At 36.2% G+C, this 21,096-nt stretch carries 20 protein-coding genes; 17 read left to right on the forward strand and 3 right to left on the reverse strand.

Translation table 11 applies throughout. The features are described from left to right. Window positions 1-94: 94 nt before the first annotated feature. Window positions 95-1,174, reverse strand: a complete 1,080-nt coding sequence (gene recF, locus DDF69_RS20715) for a DNA replication/repair protein RecF (protein ID WP_114822453.1) — start codon at window positions 1,172-1,174, stop codon at window positions 95-97. A 3-nt stretch (window positions 1,175-1,177) separates the two neighbouring features. Next, window positions 1,178-1,933, reverse strand: coding sequence for a hypothetical protein (locus DDF69_RS20720; protein ID WP_114822454.1), 756 nt, complete (start codon window positions 1,931-1,933; stop codon window positions 1,178-1,180). Between the two features lie 18 nt (window positions 1,934-1,951). On the opposite strand from DDF69_RS20720, the gene DDF69_RS20725 reads away from it, so the two are divergent. The 11 genes from DDF69_RS20725 to DDF69_RS20775 all read left to right on the forward strand — a co-directional run bounded on the left by DDF69_RS20725 (window position 1,952) and on the right by DDF69_RS20775 (window position 16,037). After that, window positions 1,952-7,888: an alpha-2-macroglobulin family protein gene (locus DDF69_RS20725; protein ID WP_114822455.1), complete on the forward strand. Its 5,937-nt coding sequence runs from the start codon at window positions 1,952-1,954 to the stop codon at window positions 7,886-7,888. Window positions 7,889-8,046: 158 nt separating this feature from the next. Next, on the forward strand, window positions 8,047-8,535 hold the full coding sequence (gene eco / locus DDF69_RS20730) for a serine protease inhibitor ecotin (protein ID WP_114822456.1): 489 nt from the start codon (window positions 8,047-8,049) through the stop codon (window positions 8,533-8,535). Between the two features lie 775 nt (window positions 8,536-9,310). Then, window positions 9,311-10,729 (forward strand): TolC family protein, encoded by a 1,419-nt coding sequence (locus DDF69_RS20735; RefSeq protein WP_114822457.1) that lies wholly within the window; start codon window positions 9,311-9,313, stop codon window positions 10,727-10,729. An 11-nt stretch (window positions 10,730-10,740) separates the two neighbouring features. Beyond that, complete coding sequence (locus DDF69_RS20740) at window positions 10,741-11,697, forward strand: HlyD family secretion protein (RefSeq protein WP_034699607.1); 957 nt, start codon at window positions 10,741-10,743, stop codon at window positions 11,695-11,697. A gap of 63 nt (window positions 11,698-11,760) precedes the next feature. Next, window positions 11,761-12,969 carry an ABC transporter permease gene (locus tag DDF69_RS20745; protein ID WP_114822458.1) on the forward strand — a complete coding sequence of 403 codons (1,209 nt, stop codon included), beginning with the start codon at window positions 11,761-11,763 and terminating at the stop codon, window positions 12,967-12,969. A gap of 303 nt (window positions 12,970-13,272) precedes the next feature. Continuing rightward, window positions 13,273-13,728, forward strand: coding sequence for a DUF1569 domain-containing protein (locus DDF69_RS20750; protein ID WP_034699611.1), 456 nt, complete (start codon window positions 13,273-13,275; stop codon window positions 13,726-13,728). Window positions 13,729-13,741: 13 nt separating this feature from the next. Further along, entirely contained in the window at window positions 13,742-14,212 is a 471-nt protein-coding gene (locus tag DDF69_RS20755; RefSeq protein WP_114822459.1) for a hypothetical protein, read from the forward strand. Window positions 14,213-14,214: 2 nt separating this feature from the next. Next, on the forward strand, window positions 14,215-14,610 hold the full coding sequence (locus DDF69_RS20760; RefSeq protein ID WP_114822460.1) for a hypothetical protein: 396 nt from the start codon (window positions 14,215-14,217) through the stop codon (window positions 14,608-14,610). A gap of 6 nt (window positions 14,611-14,616) precedes the next feature. Next, on the forward strand, window positions 14,617-14,988 hold the full coding sequence (locus tag DDF69_RS20765; RefSeq protein ID WP_114822461.1) for a VOC family protein: 372 nt from the start codon (window positions 14,617-14,619) through the stop codon (window positions 14,986-14,988). A 17-nt stretch (window positions 14,989-15,005) separates the two neighbouring features. Next, window positions 15,006-15,554, forward strand: coding sequence for an SRPBCC family protein (locus DDF69_RS20770; protein ID WP_228412069.1), 549 nt, complete (start codon window positions 15,006-15,008; stop codon window positions 15,552-15,554). Between the two features lie 33 nt (window positions 15,555-15,587). After that, window positions 15,588-16,037 carry a VOC family protein gene (locus tag DDF69_RS20775; RefSeq protein ID WP_114822462.1) on the forward strand — a complete coding sequence of 150 codons (450 nt, stop codon included), beginning with the start codon at window positions 15,588-15,590 and terminating at the stop codon, window positions 16,035-16,037. A 72-nt stretch (window positions 16,038-16,109) separates the two neighbouring features. On the opposite strand, the gene DDF69_RS20780 is transcribed toward DDF69_RS20775, so the two are convergent. Continuing rightward, window positions 16,110-16,955 carry a T9SS type A sorting domain-containing protein gene (locus DDF69_RS20780; protein WP_114822463.1) on the reverse strand — a complete coding sequence of 282 codons (846 nt, stop codon included), beginning with the start codon at window positions 16,953-16,955 and terminating at the stop codon, window positions 16,110-16,112. A gap of 315 nt (window positions 16,956-17,270) precedes the next feature. On the opposite strand from DDF69_RS20780, the gene DDF69_RS20785 reads away from it, so the two are divergent. The 6 genes from DDF69_RS20785 (at window position 17,271) to DDF69_RS20810 (ending at window position 21,080) form a co-directional block, all read left to right on the forward strand. After that, window positions 17,271-17,597, forward strand: a complete 327-nt coding sequence (locus tag DDF69_RS20785) for a hypothetical protein (RefSeq protein WP_114822464.1) — start codon at window positions 17,271-17,273, stop codon at window positions 17,595-17,597. 11 nt (window positions 17,598-17,608) lie between these two features. Beyond that, the gene (locus DDF69_RS20790; protein ID WP_114822465.1) at window positions 17,609-18,241 is read left to right on the forward strand and encodes a hypothetical protein; all 633 of its coding nucleotides are present in this window, start codon (window positions 17,609-17,611) and stop codon (window positions 18,239-18,241) included. 21 nt (window positions 18,242-18,262) lie between these two features. Beyond that, window positions 18,263-19,039: a sensor histidine kinase gene (locus DDF69_RS20795; protein ID WP_114822466.1), complete on the forward strand. Its 777-nt coding sequence runs from the start codon at window positions 18,263-18,265 to the stop codon at window positions 19,037-19,039. 11 nt (window positions 19,040-19,050) lie between these two features. After that, window positions 19,051-19,740, forward strand: coding sequence for a response regulator transcription factor (locus DDF69_RS20800; protein WP_114822467.1), 690 nt, complete (start codon window positions 19,051-19,053; stop codon window positions 19,738-19,740). A gap of 138 nt (window positions 19,741-19,878) precedes the next feature. Then, window positions 19,879-20,271: a DUF1398 domain-containing protein gene (locus DDF69_RS20805; RefSeq protein ID WP_114822468.1), complete on the forward strand. Its 393-nt coding sequence runs from the start codon at window positions 19,879-19,881 to the stop codon at window positions 20,269-20,271. A 131-nt stretch (window positions 20,272-20,402) separates the two neighbouring features. Then, window positions 20,403-21,080 (forward strand): DUF2490 domain-containing protein, encoded by a 678-nt coding sequence (locus DDF69_RS20810; protein ID WP_114822469.1) that lies wholly within the window; start codon window positions 20,403-20,405, stop codon window positions 21,078-21,080. Window positions 21,081-21,096 lie beyond the last annotated feature (16 nt).

The raw sequence follows: 21,096 nt of genomic DNA on the forward strand, positions 1-21,096 counted from the left end.
TGATTCGGGTTTCGAGATTTGGGATGGAGTTTAGAATGATAAGTTAAGATAAAAAATACTATAATATTGAGAAATAGGTTTAAATATTTATTGACTAAATTTCAAAAATGATACTTTCCTCGTTAATTTTCTTCACGACACTTTCCGTACGCTCTCTGTGAGTATCTGTGATAAAAATCTGTCCGAAACTTTCTTTATTTACCAATTCAATCAATTGAGAAACTCTGGTATCATCAAGCTTATCAAAAATATCATCGAGCAGTAGAATAGGCGTCTTTTTGGTGAGTTCTTTTACAAGACTCATCTGAGCCAGCTTTAAAGAGATCAGGAAAGATTTTTGCTGTCCCTGCGATCCGATTTTCTTGATTAATACATCATCCATTTCAAAAAGAAGATCATCCTTATGAATTCCTTTTGACGTGTAAGTAAGCATTCGGTCTCTCTCAAGGCTGTCTTTTAAAAGGCTTTCAAAAGAATCTTCCAGCAAATGAGATTCATAAATTACCGATACAGTTTCTTTTCCACCGGAAATAATCTGATAGAAATTCTGAACAATTGGGTTGAGCTGTTCTACAAACTCTTTTCTTTTCTTAAATATTTTCGTTCCAAATCTGGTGATAGGGTCATCATAAATTTCCAGAGAATCTTTGTCCCAGGTTCTGTTTTTGGCAAAATATTTAAGTAAAGCATTTCGCTGCTGAATGGTTTTCTGATATTGGATGAGATCAAAAAGATATTCTGAATCTGTCTGAGAGATCATCGCATCCAGAAACTTACGTCTGCTTTCTCCGGAATCCGAAATAAGATTCGAATCGTAAGGTGAGATCATAACACTTGGCAGGTATCCGATATGATCTGCAAGCCTGTCGTAGCTTTTATCATTCTTCTTGATCACTTTTTTAGCTTCCTTAGGCTGGGTGATTCTGATGATATCCTCGCTGTCTTCATTCTGAATTTCAGCATCAATGGTAAAAAAGTCTTCCTCTTGTTTAATATTGTTGAGGTCCGTATTTCCCAGAAAGCTTTTTCCTACTGATAAATAATGCAGCGCATCCAGAATATTGGTCTTTCCCACGCCATTATTACCCACGAAACAGTTGATCTGCGGGGAAAACTCAAATTTTTTCTCAGAATGGTTTTTGAAATTGTACAGGGAAAGCTTCTTGATAATCATTCGTCAAAAATACTCCATTATTACTAAAAATAAAAAAGGAAGTGCCGAACAAGTTTCCACCCCGAATGAGAAATAAGCATCATCTCTTTTATTATCAGAGAAGTAGATGAGAAAATAAGTTACAATGCTGGCCATAAAAAATGCCAGGGCATAATGGAAGTCGAGATAGAAGATCCCGATGATGTTGCTGATAAAAACAAGTCCATAGGCAATGTATTTAGTGTTTTCCACCCCTATAAGCATAGGGAAAGTCTTTACGGTATCACTGTTCATATCACGGATATCAAAAGGTAGAACCAGTGCAGTAATAAAGAAAAAACTGATCAGAAAAATAGGCATGCTAAATTCCGGAAGCGTAAGCCAGCAGTTAACCAATGCCCATACTAATCCTACGTAGAACACTTTCAGTAAAGGAATTTTACGAATATATACATCGAGAAAAAAACTGTTGTAAAGCAGCCCCAGGACTACAATAATAAACCATTTCAGAAGTCTTATCTCATTATGATTATGAATGATTAGAAAAGCACAGACAATTCCTGCTGTTGCATTAAGAACAAGTATTTTCAAAAAGTGCCTGGTATATTGGTATTTAGTATACAGATAACCACTGAAATAAGTGATGAAAATAAGTGCAAAAGTAGGGAAACGGAATGTGTTTTGCTCTTTCATGAAAAATACTGCAAAAAGAGTTCCCATAAGAGAGACATAAAGCTGGCTGTCTATGACGGTTTTTTTCAGTATTTTTAAGATGTTCATTTATCAAAATTAATATATATGAAAAGATTTTCCAAGATTTTTCTGCTTTTGCTTGTAATGCTAAGCTTTTCAACGGTATCCGCACAGAAATATTACGATACCCAATGGAAAAAAGTGGCTGATAACAGTGTAAAAGGAGCTTATAAATCTAATCTTCCCATTATTTTAGACATACAAAAACAAGCCATGAAAGAAAATAATGCCTTCGAGCTGATCCGTTCTCTGAAAGCGGAATTCAGTATTGTAAACCAAACCGTTGACGATGATCAGAATGATGCTGCTTCTCAGTTTTTCAAAAAAATTAAGGATGCAGAAGGTAAAATAAGCGGAGACGGAAAGCTGGTATACAAAGTCTTAATGAATGGCTTTTTCATGGATTATTACAACCAGAACTCCTGGAAAATAAACGGAAGAACCAATATCAATTCGCAGGATGTTTCACAGATTGAAACCTGGAGTAAACTTGATTTCAAAAATTATCTGACGAAAAACTTTCAGGAACTTGATAAAGAAAAACCTGAAATGAAAAAGATCTCGCTGGAAAAGTATAAAGATATCTTTTCAGAAGCAGGAGACCTTGTTTATTTTCCGACATTATCGGATTGGTATGCCGTGAAGAAAATAGCGTTTTTATCTGAAAACAATATTTTCACCAAAAATGAACTGACAGAAAACCGTACAACAATCAATGCAATTTATGATGAACTGATCGAACAGAATACAGGAAATTCCAAGCTGTATTTCATGAAAGAAAAGCTTACGGAAAATTGTAACTTCAATCATTGTAAGGATAAACTTCAGCAGCTTCAGAATCTTTTGAACTCTAATATAGAAGGAGATTATAAAGTAATGATCATGGGAGATGTCATGGATGAGCTTACTAATCAGAAGAAGCCTAAAGAAGCTCTTGCATTAGCAGCACAAGCTAAAAGTAAATACCCGAAATCTCTTTTCCTGGAGAATATTAAAAGCAAGGAAGCACAGATTGTCAATCCGTATCTGACTTTAAAATATGAAGCACAGACGCAGAATAATCTTCCGATTCACTTGGTTGCACAGTATCAGAATGTTTCAGAATTTACCCTGAATATTTATGAAGTGAAAGACGATTTTACTTCGTTAATTCGGTATGTTCAGGATTCCTATTCCGATACTTTCAGCAAACTAAAGAAGAATCTGGTAAGGAAAGAAATATTCCAGCTGCCGGATCCTAAAGATTATCAGAGTCACAAAACTTCTTTGGAAGTGAAACCGCTTCCTTCAGGAGTGTATGTGGCGGAATTTACGGTTGCAGGAGCAGACATGAAAGATACAGACTCGAGGCAGAATTTATATTTTCTGGTTTCCGGAAACCAGATTATTTATCAATCCAAAAAGGACAGAAACCCTCTTTCCGATGAGTTGAAATTGGTCAATAGTGATAATGGTAAGCCTTTAGCCAATGAAGGTCTTCGATTTTATGAGTTTGTTTCCAATAAAACATTAACTAAAATTGAGGGAACAACCAATGCCAGCGGAGTATTTAAGCTTCCTGCTACAGATAGTAAAGAATATTACAGAACTTTCCTGATCCAGCAGCCTAAAACCAATGATTTCCAGATCATGCAGGTCTATGGAAACAGAGGCTATGCTGAAGATTATAATCCTAATAAACAAACCCGTTCAACAGCACAGATTTTTATTGACAGAGGAATTTACCGTCCCGGGCAGACTGTTTATTTCAAGGTGGTGAATACCAGAATGAGTAAGGAGGTTGAATCTGTTCTTTCAGGATTGAAACAAAAAATCACGCTGTTGAACACCAATAATGAAGAGGTTTCTTCACAGGATTTTACCACCAATGAATTCGGTTCTTACCATGGAAGTTTCATTCTTCCAAAAGGAAAACTGAATGGTAATTTTTACCTGAGAATAGAAGGGGAAAGTGCTGGATACAAAAATTTCAGGGTAGAAGAATACAAAAGACCGAAATTTGAAGTCACCTTTGATCCCGTAAAAGAAGAGTATAAGTATGGCCAAACAATTCATTTGAAAGGAAAAGCTGTGATGTTCTCGGGAGTTCCTTTGAGCAATACTACAGTGAATTATGAAATCAAAAAACAAAATATCAGATGGAGATATTTCAGCTGGTATCCACAGAATGATGATAATGAAAATTCAATTTTAGGCGAAGCAAAAACCAATGAAAAAGGAGAGTTTACAATTCGTTTGGAACTTAAAAAAGATGAAAAGCTGGAAGGAATACAGATTGACAATTATGCCATCAATGCATCCGTTACAGACATCAACGGAGAAACGCAGAATGCCGATACTCAATTAAAAGTGGCTTCGGTTTCTCATTACATTCAGGCGGAAAATATCAGCAATACTTTTACAGATGAAAATGTAAAAGTGAAGGTAGAAACCAAAAATTATAATGATCAGAATCTTAAAAAAAACTATCAGGTTAAGCTATCAAAATTAACTGCTCCGGACAGGATTTTCAGAGATAATTTCAAATCTGATGTTCAGAATCTTCCGAAATATTCAAAAGAAGAATTCATCAGCAAATTCCCACATGATCTTTTTGATAAAAATGATGAGATCAAAAACTGGAAAACAGAAAAAGTTGTAATTGAAAGACAGCAGCAGCCATCCGCTGACAATGCTCAGCTTTTAACCAACCTCGATTTAGGAAAACTGGAAACAGGAGATTATGAACTTGAACTTTTCAATATAGAAGGAAAAGATACGATCAAAACTTCACAGTATTTCAGTGTTTGGGATAAAACAGCTTTGAAGCCTACTCAAAAAACATTCCTTACGGTTATTGCTCCGAAAGAAGAATTGTCAAGAGGGGAAAAAGCAAAAGTGTATGTTTACTCAGCAGTTCCTGATGCTTTAATCAATGTTTTTGTGCAGGACGGATCCGGAAAAACGGTTTCAGAAGTTCATCAGATGAAAAATGGAGTATTAGAATATACGGCTGAAATTCCTAAAGATAAAAGTGTCTCAGACCTGAATCTTCAGTTTCAGCTGGTAGCATTTAATGATGTGAATACAGAATCTGTTTCTTTAAAAATAAAGGATACAGAAAAACCTTTAAAAATTGAAACCGTAACCTTCAGAGATAAGCTTGAACCTAACGCTAAAGAAAAGTGGACGGTAAAAGTTACTGGAAATGACAAGGAAAAGATCAATGCTGAGGTATTGGCGAATATGTATGATATGTCTCTGGATCAGTTTGCTGCAAACACCTATAGCTGGAGAAAATTATATACGCCATTTGTAATCGTTACTTCTTATGGAATCAGAAATTATCTGCAGCAGCAAAACTATCAGAAGAGATTAAAGTACTTCGAAGACAGATATATAACTGTTCCTCAGTTTAACTGGTTTGATGGAAATTATTATTCAATTTCAAGGGAAACTATAGTAGGATTTAGCAATCAGGAAGGAGTGAAAGCTCCGGCTTATGCACCACCTCCGTCACCAATTGCTGGGGCGAAATTTAAAACAGCAAGAGCTGCCGTTGCAAAAGAAGCTGTGGTATTGAATGATAGTGCGATTGATCTCCTTGACTCAGGAAGACAGTTGACAGAAGAAGAAAAAAAGAAATATGCAGATGGTTCTGGTAATGTAGAGGAGAAATTAGATAAAGTAGCAGTCCGTCAAAATCTCAACGAAACCGCATTCTTCTATCCGGATCTGAAAACCGATGCCGAAGGAAATGTAAGCTTCGAGTTCACTTCTCCGGAAGCACTGACAAAATGGAAACTGATGTTCCTTGCCCACACTAAAGATGCAAGGGCTGCTACCTTGGAAAAAGAAATGGTAACACAGAAAGAATTCTCTGTAACGCCAAACTATCCTAGATTCCTGAGAGAAGGTGACGAACTGAATCTACAGTCGAAACTATCCAATCTTACCGATAAAAAACTAAGTGGTTCTGCGGAATTACAGATTCTGGATGCCTTCACCAATGAAAATATATCTTCGAAATTCGGAATCACCTCAGGAGCACTAATCTTCAACTTAAATGAAAACGGAAGCAGTGCATTAACATGGAAATTGAAAGTTCCGGACAATGTTTCCTCAATTATTTTCAAAGTGATTGCGAAAGCAGGAGCTTATTCTGACGGTGAACAACAGGCTGTGGCTGTATTACCTAACAGAATGCTGGTAACAGATGCTGTTCCGGTTTTTGTAAAAGAAGGAGAAACCAAAACATTTGTACTGGATAATCTTAAAAACAATACATCTACGACAGCTTCTAATGTTTCCAATACGTTAGAACTCACAACCAATCCGATCTGGGAGATTATGTTTGCGCTTCCAAGTCTGAAAAACGATCAGAACAATTCTGCAGATGTGATCTTTAATAAATGGTTTGCAGACGTGCTGGCTTCGGAAATATTCAAAGCCAACCCGAAAATGAAAACAGTTTTTGAAGAATATCAGAACAAAGGATTATTGAATTCAAATCTTGAAAAAAATCAGGAGTTGAAACAGTTGTTGCTTGAAGAAACACCTTGGGTATTGGAAAGCAAAAATGAAGGCGAGCAGATGCAGAAATTAGCATTGTTATTTGATGTCAATACAATGAAAAATTCTATCAATCAGGATTGGGATGATTTCAAAAAACTACAGAATCCTGACGGTGGATTCTCATGGTATCCTGGCTATCCAAGTTCTTATGGAACGTCATTGTATATCCTTAAAAACTTAGGAAAAATTAATTCCTGGTTAAAAGATAATGTGAAAGATTATCAAAACGCAGATCAGAAAGTACTTGTAGCTAAATTGATCCAGTATGTGGATAATGAAGTGAATAAATATTTTGATGCGAAAAAAGGAAATGTCTGGAACAACTGGACGATGGATTATCTTGATACCAGAAACTACTGGGAAAAACAATATCCTTTGAAAGGAAAAGGAGTTACCCTGAAAACATTGGTGAAACAAAAAGCAAAGACAGCTAAAATCACTGACTTTACATTCTTTGGACTTCACCGTGCTGCACTATTGATGAACGATTATGGTCTGAAAGATGTGTCTGCAAAGTTGATGACATATCTTAAGGAAACTTCTACAGATACTAAAACACAAGGGGTTTATTGGAAACAAAACTTGAATGATTGGGGATGGTTTGGCTCAAAAGTAGTTAACCATGCCGGAGCATTGGAAGCTTTCAATACATTACAATCTAACGAGCAAAACTTTATTGAAGACATGAAGATCTGGCTGGTAACCCAAAAAGAAGTGAACTCATGGGGAAGTTCAAGAGGAACAGCTGAGGTGATCTTTACCATTTTGAATTCAGGGAAATCATGGACGGGAACAGAAAGTGATAAAGCAACGATTGTTTGGGGTGGAAAAGAATTAATTCCTCAGACACAAGCTACAGGCTACGTGAAATCGACATTGAAGCCAGAAGCTATAGATAAAAACTTAGCATCTGTAACCGTTACCAAACCTGGTCCCGGAATTGTTCAGGGTGGATTGTTCTGGCAGTATTATGAAGACCTTGATAAAATCAAATCTTCAGAAAACTATATTTCTGTAACGAAAGAGCTTTATAAAAAAGTAAAAACGGTAAACGGAGAAGAACTTCAGAAAATCTCTTCTGAAACACCGTTGAAAGTAGGAGATAAGATAACTGTAAGGATGATTCTGAATACAGACAGAGCGATGGAGTTTATTCATATTAAAGATATGCGTGCTGCAGGATTTGAGCCTGTAGATGTACTATCCGGATATCAATGGAAAAATAATCTGGGATATTATCAGTCTACCAAAGATGCCTCTACCAATTTCTATATTCAATATATGCCAAAAGGAAAATATGTCTTTGAATATGATGTAGTAGCTAATGCGTCCGGAAAATTCTCCAACGGAATTACAACGATGCAGAATTATTACGCACCGCAGATGAATGCCCATACAAAAGGAAGTAGCGTCGCAATTTCAGAGTAACTGATCAACATAGAAAACTGCAGTAAATTTTTTTACTGCAGTTTTTTTATTGCTGGATTTTTAATAAAAATAGAATTAAATCGAAAAACCAAACAATTGTTTAATTTTGGAATGGTTTTTGGAATTAAGATAGTATCAATTAAAAAAATTATTAAAAGATGAAATTTTCTAAAACTTTAATCACAGGATTAGTATTAATGGCTGGAGTAAATGCTTTCGCACAAAAGAAAGCAGAGAAGTTTGAAAAACTACAGATTGAAATGTTCCCGAAAGCAAAAGAAGGCTATAAGCAAGTATATATTCAGCTTCCCATAGCAAAAAATGAAAACGACTTAAAAGTTGAGCTTTTTGTAGGGGCTGAAAAAATGTTAGACTGTAACAACTATTTTTTAATGGGAGAAATGAAAACCCAGGATCTTCAGGGATGGGGATACAACTATTATGAAGTAGAATCTAAAGGGGAAACGGCAGGAACACTGATGGGTTGTCTGGATAAAAAACAGACTAAAAAGTTTGTGACCTTGAAACCTGAAATTGTAAGATACAATAGTAAACTTCCATTGGTATTCTACGTACCGAAAGACATTGAAGTCCGTTACAGAATTTTACGCCCTGATGCTGCGATGAAAAAAGCAGTTCAAAGATAAATCAGCTTATTATAATGATACAGAAAACTCCTCACAGCAATGTGGGGAGTTTTCGTTTTTTTCAGGATAAGATAATTCGTCATGTCTTTGCTAAGTGAAACGCCCTTGCGAACGAATTTAAAGCTATCAACAATGCTTTTGCGAACACTGCTTGTACTTTAGGCTTCGGCTCAAGCCAATTGACGTTTCACCTTTTCCAAACGGACTAAAGTCCGTTCCTATTGAATATGATCTCTCGCAGATTTTGCTGATTGAGCAGATTATTCATTCCCCAAGCCTATCCACAACGTTTGTCATTCCGCAGAAATCCAGCCTCCAAAATTTAGAATATAAAGAGAATAAGTCCAATTGTACTCAATAGAAATGGGCTTTAGCCTATTTAATTAAAATATTTAAGTTCCTTATGGCTTTAGCCTAAACTTACACTCAGTTTGACAAAGAGCAGATTATATATTATCAAAATTTTTCCACTCCGTTTGTCGCTCCACGGGAATCATCTTCCAATATTCAAACTTAGTTTTTCAAATAAAACATAGCTTTATCCTCTTTATTTTCTAAGAAATATGCGGTGGAAAATTGTATGAAAAAAGTAGAGTTAATTATTTTTTTAAACTTTTTTAAGTTTTAATTAACATTTAAACACTTCGGGCAAAACTTTATTTTGCAGGGCTTTAAACTTAAACGTATTTTAAACTTACTTTAAATTCACTACCTTGTTGAATTATCTTTAAGGATTTTAACAATTTTTGCATTATATTTGTTATAAACATAAACCATGAAAAACAATTTATTGATTTTTACGTTTAGTTTTTTTGCTTTCCCCGCTTGTGGCTGGGCACAGTCTGCACCGGATTTTAAAGAACTTCTGGATAGTGCTATGGTTCGGGATTCGAACCTCAAAATGCAGATTACCCAAAACAAACTTACCGATCTTGATGAACACAAACTGAAAGATATCTTTCTTCCAACCTTGGAACTAAGTGGTAAAGCCGGCTATCTCAACGGAACAGCAAGACTGACGTCTCCCGAATTCAATCTCGCTCCCTTTATCAATATTCCTGAAGGGACTTTCAACAATAATTTCAATGTATCCGGATTTTCAGGTATTGCCAAGGCAGATGCCAAAATGCTTCTGTATTCAGGAGGAAAGGTGAAGTACATGAAAAAAGCGGTGGAAGAAAAGAAAAAGTCTGAAGATATCCTTCTGGAAAAATCAAAAGATGAGGTGATTGCCACTATTTCTAAAGCGTATGATCAATTAGCCTTAATTCATCAGTCTAAAAAAGTACTGGATGAAAGTAAAAAAAGACTGGATATCAACAGGAAAACTGCGGACAAAGCGCTTGGTTATGGTTTGATAACGCCTTATGATCATAAGAAAATTGAGCTGGCGCAGGCTACTTTGGATGCTAAAATGGTAGAATATGAAGGGAAAAAAGAACTTCTTCTTACCCAGCTTTATATTTTAACAGGGATTCAAAGAGAAAGGCTCAGAATGATAGATCCTGTCTTATCTCCCGTAGAGTTGCTGGCTGCAGAAAAAGGGATTGAACAGAGAGCAGAAATTCGTGCACTGGAACATGGAATCAGTGCGGCAGACTATAAAATAAAAGCAGAAAGAACGTGGATGATTCCTAAAGTACAGCTGATGGCTTCTGCCTATTATATCGGATTGTACGGAAACAGGATAAAGTCCTCAGAAAATATTATTCCCGCAGTTCCAATCCTTGGATATGAAGGGAAAAAGCTGGACTGGAGACCCAATAATATCAACGTATTTCCATTGATTACAGCTGGTGTAGGCTTTAAATGGGAAATTTTCGACGGTAAAGAAGGAAAACACGCAGAAGAAACTGCCAAAGTTGGGAAAGAAGTTCTACAGAACCAGAAAGAAGATGCTCTGAAAAAACTGACCTTGAATCTGGCCAATAATCAAACCAATTATGATATTGCTTCCGCGCAGATCACCTTGAAAGCCAAAGAAAAAGAGCTGGCAAAAAATGCACTCGTACAGGCAGAAAAAGAATTCAGGTACGGAATGAGCAAATCTTCACAGCTTATTGATGCCGAAAATGATCTTGAAGTTGCGGAACTCGAATATCAGAATGCCATTTTCAACCAGAGAAGAGCGGGAATAGAACTGATGAGATCTACCCAGGAGCTGGATATCACCAAATTTTATTTAATCCCTTAAAAATTTACATGATGCATAAAAATATATCTATACTCTTCGCTGCTCTGTTTTTCTTAGGGAGCTGTGACAAAAAAAATGAAAAAATTAAAGAACCTGAAGGGAAAACCAAAAAGGATGTCATCTCTTTTGCACCTAAAGTTACCGGAAGGATTCTTAAAATATATGTTTCTGAAGGTCAGACGGTGAAAAAAGGAGATACGCTGGCTCAGCTTGATGTCCCAGAAGTTTCAGCGAAAATAGCACAGGCACAAGGTGCGGTAAGTGCTGCTTCAGCTCAGGAGCAAATGGCCAAAAACGGAGCAACACCCGATCAGTTGAAACAGCTTCAGGCCAAATATAAAGGATTGAAAGAACAATATGAATTTGCCCAGAAATCTTACAAAAGAGCGAATAATATGTTCCGCGACAGTTTAATGTCCCCACAGGCGCATGACGAAATCTATGCAAAATTACAAGGCGCAAAAGCTCAGTATGATGCTGTAGTGGCGGAATTGGATGATGTAAATAGAGGAACCCGTTTCGAAAAAATAGAAATGGCGGCAGGGCAGGCTTCACAAGCCAAAGGAGCTTTGCAGGAAGCTAACGTAGCCTACTCCGAAAGATATATCATTGCTACCAACGATATGGAAATTGAAACCATCAGCTTAAATACGGGAGAATTGGCAACTGCTGGCTTTGCATTGTTTAACGGGTATATCCCGGAAAGTACGTATTTCAGATTTACCATTCCGGAAAGTGCTATTTCAAAATATAAAAAAGGGCAGGAGGTCACTATGCAGGTAGTCTATAACAAAGAAAATCTGACAGGAAATATCGTATACATTAAGCAGTTGACAAAGTATGCTGATATCACCACTGCTTATCCTGATTACCAGTTACAGGATGCGATCTATGAGATCAAAGTAAAACCCAAAGACATGAATAAGGCTAAAAGTATTTTAGTCAATGCCAATGTAATCCTGAAATAAATTGAAAAGAACTGATGAAGTTTCCTGAATTTCATTTCGTTCTCCACTTATAAAAATATACAGATGAAAGAATTTTTCCGTCTTTTAAAACGAGAGTTCAAACTTTTTATCGGCAATTCTACCTTAAGGACGGTGTTCTTTTTGGCACCGGTTTTCTATGCCACCTTGCTTGGGTTTGTCTACAAAAGCGGAAAAGTTGAAAATACTCCTGTTTTGGTTGTAGATAGAGACAATACACCTTTATCCAACCAACTGACGGAAATGCTGGATGATAATAAAAGCATCAAAATTATCAGATATCTGCAGGAACCTCTCAGTATTAAAGATGAGGTGATCAGGCATGAGGCAGCTGCTGTCGTTATTATTCCCTCAAGATTTGAAGGAGATATGCTGCAGAAAAAATATCCTGAACTGAATGTGTATATCAATACGGGGAACGTTTTAACAGCAAACTTCGCCTCGAAAGCGCTTCAGCTGACCATAGGAACATTTTCTGCGGGAGCTTCCATCAAAGCTCTTCAGAAAGCAGGAATGCCCGCTGTAAAAGCTGCAACACAATACGAACCTTTCAAAGCCAATTATATAACCCTTTTCAATACTACCGGAAACTATCTGATCTTTATGTGGCCTGCAATGCTGGCAGTAGTGTTACAGCAGGTTATTTTATTAGCAATGGCAGTGAGTTTTGCCGCTGAATTCGAAAGAGGATCTTTTGTGAAAGAATATCTTAAAATGAAAAGATGGGCTTTCCCAACCATGTTGATAAAAGTCATTCCAATCTGGGTGTTTTCTGTTCTCATTGTAGGTATTTACTACTTTATGCACATGATTTTTCATGTTCCGATGCCGGAAGGAATATTCAATTTTATATTGCTGACAGCCGTATTTGTTGGATCGGTTTCATTTTTAGGCGTATTCATCAGTATTCTGATTCCGGATGCTTTGAAAGCTACACAAATCCTGATGGTTATTGCTTCGCCGGCTTTCATTATCAGTGGTTTTACATGGCCTTTGAATGCAATGCCCGCTTTCGTACAGTTTATCGCGAATATTATTCCGTTAACTCCCTTTTTACAGGCTTTTAAAATCTTATTGATTCAAAAAGGTTCGGTAGAACTTACCTTCCCATATCTGAAACATTTAAGCATTCTTTTAGTAATATATGCTATTATCGGCTGGATTGCTTTAAAGATCAAACTATGGTTTATTTTCAAAAAATCTGCACCACAGGAAATTACAATTGAGGACACTTCTGGGGAAGAGATAGAGTAGTTTTTGGTTAATTTGTTGCTGGTTTTTAAGTTAGAGGTTGATAGGATGCTGATTTGCTGGTTTGCTGGTTGCTTTTGGTAGTATCTGGGCTGACTGATGATTAGTTTCTATGCCCGACGAATTAAAACAAGAGCAGGAAAAAAATACATAAAAAATAACCCGAAAAATAGCCGGAAAAATTTCGAACTCGAATCCCGTACCCCGTAACTCGTATCTCATAACAAGCACTTCTCAATTTTTTCAACCGACTATAAAATCAAACAAAAAAACTGATATATTTGTTTATAGTAAAATAGAAATTATATGGAAAATGTATTTGATGCAAAAGATGCTCAAAACTATATAGATAGGATCAACAGATTGGTAGAGGATACTCACGGTTTGTGGGGAAAAATGACCGTAGACCAGATGCTGGCACACTGCTGTATTACTTATGAAATGATTTATGAGCCGGAAAAACATAAAAAACCGGGAGCCATTGCAAAATTTATACTAAAAACTTTCGTAAAACCTAAAGTAGTGGGAGAAAAAGCATATCCAAGAGATTCTCCTACCGCTCCGCAGTTTTTGATTACCACGAGAAAGAATTTTCACGAAGAAAAAACAAGACTGATCGGGTTTATTCAAAAGACACAGCAGTTGGGGGCAGATGCGTTCGATGGTAAAGAATCTTTTTCTTTCGGAAAACTGAATTCCCAGGAGTGGAATAATATGTTTGCCAAACATCTGAACCATCATCTTGCACAATTTGGTGTTTAAACAATCACACAATATGAAAAAACTTTTATTACTTTTTACGCTGGCCGCCAATTTTGTATTGGGCCAGATGCCGGATATTTCAAATACGTGGCTGAATAACAGTAAACCTTATATAGGAACCATTGGAAACAAAGGCCAGGAACTGAAACTGAAGATCAATATTTCTGAACAGAATAAAAAAAATGATCAGGAATATTTCGTTTCAGGATATTCTCTGGTAGATACCAATTATACGAAATTTGAAGGTAAAATTACCATTTTAAAATATAAAGATTCCAAAAAACAGGGAACCGTATACGGGGAATATGAGCTGGCAGAAGAGAATAAAGGAAAACATTCCGGACTTTTTACAGGGAAGTTTATCTATCACTTTAAATGGAACAGGAAAACAGAGAATATTGAAGAGCAGCATATTGAACTTACTGGTGATTGGAAGAGCTATGATGGAAGTATAGCACTTAAAACCGAATTAAAAAACCAATAGTCATGCTCAGAAGAATATTGGCGGTATTGGCCGGTCTTATTGCCGGATCCATTTGTATTACCGCGGTAGAAAAAATAGGGCATACACTGTATCCGCCTCCGGCAGAAGCTGCAGCAGGAGATATGGAGGCTTTGAAAACGTATGTGGAGCAAGCCCCTTTTATGGCTCTGTTTTTTATCATTCTGGCTTACGCGCTGGCAGCGGTTGTCTCAGGATTTACCGCTTCAAAAATTTCCAATAACGGAAAAAGTTCAGCTGCAGTGATTTGTGGAATTATTTTCCTGTTAATGACCATTTACATGATGGCGTCGTTACCTTCTCCAATCTGGTTCTGGATTTTAGGAATTCTCGTTTGGGGGCTGGTTTTCTTGGGACATAAACTCGCATTAAAAAAATAAATAACTATGAAATTAGGAGCTTTTTCAATTAGCTTAAGCGTAAAAGATCTTCAGAAATCCAAAGACTTTTACGAAAAACTTGGGTTCACCACTATGGCGGGAACGGAAGCACAAAATTATCTGATCATGAAAAACGGTTCTACTTTGATAGGCCTTTTTCAAGCAATGTTTGATGGAAATATGCTTACCTTCAATCCTGGATGGGATGAAAATGCACAGAACCTTGATTCTTTTGATGATGTGCGTGAAATTCAGAAGAGATTAAAAGAAAATGGAGTGGAAATCGGAAAAGAAGCTGATGAAACCACCTCCGGTCCTGAGCATATCTATCTGAAAGACCCCGATGGAAATATGATACTTATAGATCAACACAGATAATAATTAAAAACACATTGATGATGAGAACATTGAAAAGAATTATTTTACTTTTAGCCCCACTATTAATCATTTTGTTGGTTTGGGCTGCTTTTATTCCGGGTGACTGTCAATATGAAAGGTCGATTTCTATTAATGTACCGGTAGAAAGAGTATGGCAGAATACCAATACCCTCAAAGCAATGGATCAATGGAGTCCATGGAATGATCTTGATCCGGCTATGAAAAAAGAATGGACGGGAACTACGGGCCAGCACGGAGAAAAAGTTTGCTGGGACAGTAATAATAAACAGGTAGGAAAAGGCTGTCAGGAATTGGAAAAAGTGGATGAAGCAGGTAAAAGAATAGACACGGCAATCAGATTTCTTACGCCTTATGAAAGTGAGGCAAATGCTTATGTAATAGTAGTTCCTGAAGGAAATGGAAGCAAGGCAACGTGGGGATTCACCTCACAGATTCCTTATCCGTTTACTTTGATGAAGTTGTTTGTGAATATGGAGAAAGCTATTGGAACAGATTATCAGAAAGGGCTTTCAAGATTAAAAGTACTATCTGAAAAACCTCAATAAAAAACAAACTCAACTTAAAAAAACAAAACAATTATGGCAACAGTAAACGTTTACCTTACGTTCAACGGAAACTGCAGAGAAGCATTCGATTTTTATAAATCTGTTTTCGGAGGAGAATATCCTTATGTCGGCACATTTGGAGAAATGCCTCCAATGGAAGGAAAAGAAATGCCTGAAGAAGACAAAAACAAAATCATGCATGTTGCACTTCCAATTTCTAAAGAAACGATTTTGATGGGAAGCGATACAGGAGGAGAGTGGTCTTCCAACTTCAAAGCAGGAAACAACTTCTCTATTTCTGTGAACGCTGAATCTAAAGAAGAAGCAGACAAATTATTTAGTGGTCTTTCTGCGGGCGGGCAAGTAACAATGCCTATGGCAGATACTTTCTGGGGAGCCTATTTCGGAATGTTCAGCGATAAATTCGGAATCAACTGGATGGTAAATTATGATGATCCTGCTAAAATGCAGCAACACCCATAAGATTTATATCTGAATTCAAAATAATCAAAAACCGACAGCTACCTGTCGGTTTTTTGAGTATTTATAGAATTTTTATTTCTTCTTAATGATTTTGTAGCTTCCTGACTCTGTTGTGATGAGGTAGATACCATCAGGAAACTCACTTATATCAAACTTACTTTTATCTTTTTCAGCTGTTGCAGATTTCATAATTTTTCCAGATTGGTCATATAACAAAACTTTTTCATTTTTCTTCATGTCATCCATATAGAAGATACCGGTAGTTGGATTCGGATAAATATTCGCTTTGCCTTTGAGGTCATTTTCTGAAGTTCCCAATGTAGAAATTTTTGTCCATGTAAATGCATCCAGGCACATATAGACATAGCCACCGGTGGATTGCAGCTGAAGCTCATCAATGGTAGTATTGCTGTTATTCTGATTATTTAAAGTAGCCAGATCAATCAGGGTGAACCCGTTGTTGATACCTGTTGTTCCCATTGTTGCATTGAATGTCGTATTAAAACCTGATGTTTTTGTGGTGGTAAACTTTGTGACTCCTGCTAATTTTCCTGTAATGATCAGTGTTCCTGATGAGGTAGACTGATTGAGAGCAGTATTACTCAGGAAGACCCAAAACTTGGATACAGTGAACATAGAACTGCTTTTAACACTAAAAGACGGAGAATTGATATTGGTTGTTCCTGTGTTGTCAATATAGACGTTATCATTAGCTGTTCCGTTCCAGCCGGTGTTTGGATAATTGCCCTGAATTCTGAAAGTTCCGGCCTGTGATACAATATTGAAGGTATATCCATTGCTGGTAAAGCTTGTGCTTCCGCCTGATGAAGTTTCAAAAGTTACAGTAGTTGTCTGTGCACTGGTCCTTGTAATATTGCTTAATAAAGCAAAGATTACAAAAAAGATAATTTTTTTCATGGTACAGATTTTTTAATGTTTAAAGAAGATCATAAGCTTCCCGTACTGTTGATATGCTCATGAGGTTTTTCTGTAAAGGATACCACAAAGTAACCGAGAAATACAAAGTGACAACAGCGTATTAAATGCCGAATTGAAAAACAGGTAGAAATACGCAATTTTGGTGGTTTTTATTATTATAATTTTGAAAAAAGAATATTATGTTAATTAAAATGAATGTATTTCACAGTATGGTTAGTTTTTTTTCATAACTTGTAATGTGTAGCTGAAGTAACTTATTCTAAACCTATTATATAATTTAAAACGAGAAAAACTATGGAATTACCTAAACATGCAGTCTTATTAGATGATGCTAAAAAATGGATCAGCAATTGGCAGAATACAAAAATTATCGATGGAACATCTATCCGGGCTCACCTTATCCCGGCAAAGGATGTTCATGATATTTTTATTAACGACAAAGGATTTGCGAGATATCGGGGTTATAATGCCATTACCGATGAAGGCGAATTTAAATTTCTTCTGGTAGGAGTAGATGCAGATAACAATGATATTGTAAACTATGATAATGGAGATTACGTCTATGATATGACCACCCCTTGTCCAAGCGTATGTTCTGCTGCAAAATGGTGGAATCTGTAAACTAGAGATCATTGGATCACTGGATTGAAATATTGTCGTTAATAGGAAAAGGCATTCTGCTGATTAATCTGGCAGTATACTGTATAGGCTTTTCCGGAGGAGGAAAAGCCTATACATTCTTCATCAGCTACCTGGCCTGGATATTACTATGTGAAATTGTTTTCTATGTATTGAATTCACAGAAGATTAATAATCTGTTTTTCTCACATTATTATCTGATAGGCCAGTTTTTGTTACTGGGGTTATTCTTCCATGAAATTGTAACGGAACAATACCAGAAAAAAACAGCACGTACACTTTTAATTATCATTCCTGTAGTTCTTGTTATACAGTATATCATATACCCCGAAAAGTATTATGTTTTTAATCTTTTTGAAATTTTTGTCACATCTTATTCAATCATAATTCTGGCATTATTTCATTTATATAATATACTGGATACCCAAAAGAAATACAATTATATAAGCCTGGGACTTTTACTTTATCTGATAAGCAGTACTGTAATATTTTTGTCCGGAAACCTCTATACGGTGATGAACAGAAAACTGCATAAAGAGATATGGGTTTTCAATGTTGTTATGTTTATTGTGTATCAGATTTTTATTCTGATAGACTATCTGTCTTCCCGCAAAAAAAATGTGTAATTACTGTTATGATATTACAAAATGAATGAGAATACAATTATTTCCACTATCGTTTATACCTTTCTGGCATTTACCTTACTGGCCGTCACCCTGATTATATTTTATTATTTTTCCAATAAGAAAATAACTAGAAATATTATTCAGAAAAAAGAGCTCGAGGTCAGATATGAGAAAGATCTTACCCATGCCATTATCAGTGCTCAGGAAAAAGAAAGACTGAGAATTGCCCAGGATCTGCATGACGATATCAGCTCAAAACTCAGTGTGGTTTCTTTAAATATCCATCTCCTGGATTTTGATAATCTGACAAGAGAAGAATACAACGATCTGAAAAATAAAATCATACATCTGGTCAATAAAACGGCAGAAAGTGCCAGACAGATTTCGCATGATCTCCTTCCTCCGATTTTAGAAAAATTTGGACTTCATGCTGCCATAGATGCATTGTGCTCAGAAATAAACCTGTCCAAAACCCTGCAGGTTACTTATTCCAACAGTTTATACTTTGCAAAAGCGGAAGAAGAAAAAAATTTGCATATCTTTAGAATACTTCAGGAGCTCATTAACAATTCCATAAAACACGGGGAAAGTACGCATATTGATATAGAATTTTTGGGAAAAGACGGAAAAAATACCTGTCTCTACAAAGATGATGGTAAGGGATTTAATCTTAATGAAAATACGTTGAAAGAGGGATTGGGCTTAAGAAATATCAGAAGCCGGGTAGAACTGATCAATGGAACACTGAAAATTGAAAGTGAAAACAATAAAGGAATCGCTGTAGAATTTACATTTTAAATCATGATAAGATGGAAAAGGACATAATTCGTGTAATAACCGTAGACGATGAAGCACTCTTTCGTCAGGGAATTTCATTGTTGATACAGAGAGAAAAAGATATTGAACTGGTAAGTGATTTCAGCAACGGGAAAGAGCTTCTGGATGAGCTTGTAACCCTTGAAGAACTGCCTGATATAATCCTGATGGATCTTAATATGCCTGAAATTAACGGAGTAGAGGCAACCAAACAAATCCACATCAAATATCCTCAGATCAGGATTATTGCATTAACGAGTTATAATACAAAAGCATTCATTGTCAATATGATACAGTCGGGAGCCTGTTCCTTTCTTAAAAAAAACTCAAGTCCTGCTGAATTGCTCACGGCAATCCGTGAAGTACACAGTAAAGGTTTCTTTTATAATAACGAGGTAATGGAAGCTTTACATCAAAACCTTACAGAACCTAAGAAAAAGATTTCCAGTATTTTTGATGCCAATCATATTTCCAAAAGAGAAAAAGAAGTATTGGAACTCATCTGCAAACAATACAACACTTCTGAGATTGCAGATCAGCTTTTTATAAGCTCGAGAACCGTTGAAGGTCACCGCAACAGCCTTCTATTGAAAACCGGAGCCAAAAATACTGCCGGTTTAGTGGTATATGCCATAGAAAGTAAAATTGCAGATATGAATTATTTAAAAGACAGGTTTGAATAATTCATACAGCTGTTTTCATTAAAAATTAAATGAAATCTATATTTTCTGATTAAATTAGCCTTTGTTTTGATAAGCAGAACCCAATGGTTGGTTTATGAAAAACAATAATTTATAGTTAAAAACAGAAAATACAAAGGGATGAAATTTACAATTGAAAACATCAAAGCAGAGCACCAGAAAGTAAAAAGCGGAGCCGATTTTCCGCAATATATCCAGGCTATAAAAGCATTAGGTGTCTCTCACTACAAAGCATACGTTTCAGACGGAAATACAGAATACTTTAATAATGAAAATCAATCTGTGCAGACCGGAACAAAATATGATCCTCTTGTTGTTTCCGATACTTTAAATCTTGAAAATTTTAAAATAAGACTGAAGCTTCATCAACAGGGAGGAACAGATTACATGACTTTCTGTAAAGACTGTGCCGAAAACGGAATCAATGGCTGGACAATGGATCTTCATGCGATGACCTGTACTTATTTTGACCAGAATGAAACAGATGTTCTTACCGAACAGGTTCCAGGATAATCTTTTACAAAAAAACGGATGCAGACCATTGCATCCGTACTTCTTTACAGTAACTTACAAAATATTGTTTGCTATTATTGATTTAAAATATTAATTTTGTTTAAAACGATAGATAATAGTAATTGATAAACATGAGAAAGGTTTTTACGAAGTTGGCGTTCACAGTATTAGGTTTGGGATCCATTTTGACATTTGCTCAAAAAAACGATCTGGGAGCATGGTACATGTATTTTGGAAATAATAAGATCAGCAAGAAACTGAACTGGCACAATGAAATCCAGTACCGTAATTTTGATGCGGTTGGAGACCTGGAACAGTTACTGATCCGTACAGGGATCGGATATGATCTTACAGAAAACAATAACAATGTTTTATTGGGGTACGGTTTCATTCTCAGCCAACCTTACGTAAACGGTGAAAAAAAAGAAAATATTGAGCACCGGATTTTCCAGCAGTATATTACCAAACAGAAATTCGGACGTTTCTATCTTCAGCACCGTTACCGTCTGGAAGAGCGTTTCCTTCAGGATGATTTCAGAATGAGATTCCGCTACATGCTGGGACTGAATATTCCGATTACCCAAAAAGAAATGCTGCCGAAAACCCTTTACGCATCTGTTTACAATGAAATTTTTCTGCATTTTGACAATCCGGTTTTCGACAGAAACAGAGTGTATGGGGCCTTAGGATATGTCATCAACAAAAACATGAGGATTGAAGCTGGTTATATGAATCAGATTCAGGAGAACAGAAACCGCGGACAGATTCAGATTGGTTTTTATAATAATATCCCATTCACTAAAAACTAATAAAACGGTTACTGAA

The organism is Chryseobacterium sp. KLBC 52, assembly GCF_003347605.1.
Taxonomy (GTDB): Bacteria; Bacteroidota; Bacteroidia; order Flavobacteriales; family Weeksellaceae; genus Chryseobacterium.

Bases quoted from the DNA above. Each gene is read 5' to 3' on its own strand.
- DDF69_RS20765 (WP_114822461.1), top strand. From the start codon at position 14,617: ATGAAATTAGGAGCTTTTTCAATTAGCTTAAGCGTAAAAGATCTTCAG.
- DDF69_RS20785 (WP_114822464.1), top strand. From the start codon at position 17,271: ATGGAATTACCTAAACATGCAGTCTTATTAGATGATGCTAAAAAATGG.
- DDF69_RS20775 (WP_114822462.1), top strand. From the start codon at position 15,588: ATGGCAACAGTAAACGTTTACCTTACGTTCAACGGAAACTGCAGAGAA.
- eco (WP_114822456.1), top strand. From the start codon at position 8,047: ATGAAATTTTCTAAAACTTTAATCACAGGATTAGTATTAATGGCTGGA.
- DDF69_RS20810 (WP_114822469.1), top strand. From the start codon at position 20,403: ATGAGAAAGGTTTTTACGAAGTTGGCGTTCACAGTATTAGGTTTGGGA.
- DDF69_RS20755 (WP_114822459.1), top strand. From the start codon at position 13,742: ATGAAAAAACTTTTATTACTTTTTACGCTGGCCGCCAATTTTGTATTG.
- DDF69_RS20720 (WP_114822454.1), bottom strand. From the start codon at position 1,933: ATGAACATCTTAAAAATACTGAAAAAAACCGTCATAGACAGCCAGCTT.
- recF (WP_114822453.1), bottom strand. From the start codon at position 1,174: ATGATTATCAAGAAGCTTTCCCTGTACAATTTCAAAAACCATTCTGAG.
- DDF69_RS20725 (WP_114822455.1), top strand. From the start codon at position 1,952: ATGAAAAGATTTTCCAAGATTTTTCTGCTTTTGCTTGTAATGCTAAGC.
- DDF69_RS20740 (WP_034699607.1), top strand. From the start codon at position 10,741: ATGCATAAAAATATATCTATACTCTTCGCTGCTCTGTTTTTCTTAGGG.
- DDF69_RS20795 (WP_114822466.1), top strand. From the start codon at position 18,263: ATGAATGAGAATACAATTATTTCCACTATCGTTTATACCTTTCTGGCA.
- DDF69_RS20780 (WP_114822463.1), bottom strand. From the start codon at position 16,955: ATGAAAAAAATTATCTTTTTTGTAATCTTTGCTTTATTAAGCAATATT.
- DDF69_RS20745 (WP_114822458.1), top strand. From the start codon at position 11,761: ATGAAAGAATTTTTCCGTCTTTTAAAACGAGAGTTCAAACTTTTTATC.
- DDF69_RS20750 (WP_034699611.1), top strand. From the start codon at position 13,273: ATGGAAAATGTATTTGATGCAAAAGATGCTCAAAACTATATAGATAGG.
- DDF69_RS20735 (WP_114822457.1), top strand. From the start codon at position 9,311: ATGAAAAACAATTTATTGATTTTTACGTTTAGTTTTTTTGCTTTCCCC.
- DDF69_RS20770 (WP_228412069.1), top strand. From the start codon at position 15,006: ATGATGAGAACATTGAAAAGAATTATTTTACTTTTAGCCCCACTATTA.
- DDF69_RS20760 (WP_114822460.1), top strand. From the start codon at position 14,215: ATGCTCAGAAGAATATTGGCGGTATTGGCCGGTCTTATTGCCGGATCC.
- DDF69_RS20800 (WP_114822467.1), top strand. From the start codon at position 19,051: ATGGAAAAGGACATAATTCGTGTAATAACCGTAGACGATGAAGCACTC.
- DDF69_RS20805 (WP_114822468.1), top strand. From the start codon at position 19,879: ATGAAATTTACAATTGAAAACATCAAAGCAGAGCACCAGAAAGTAAAA.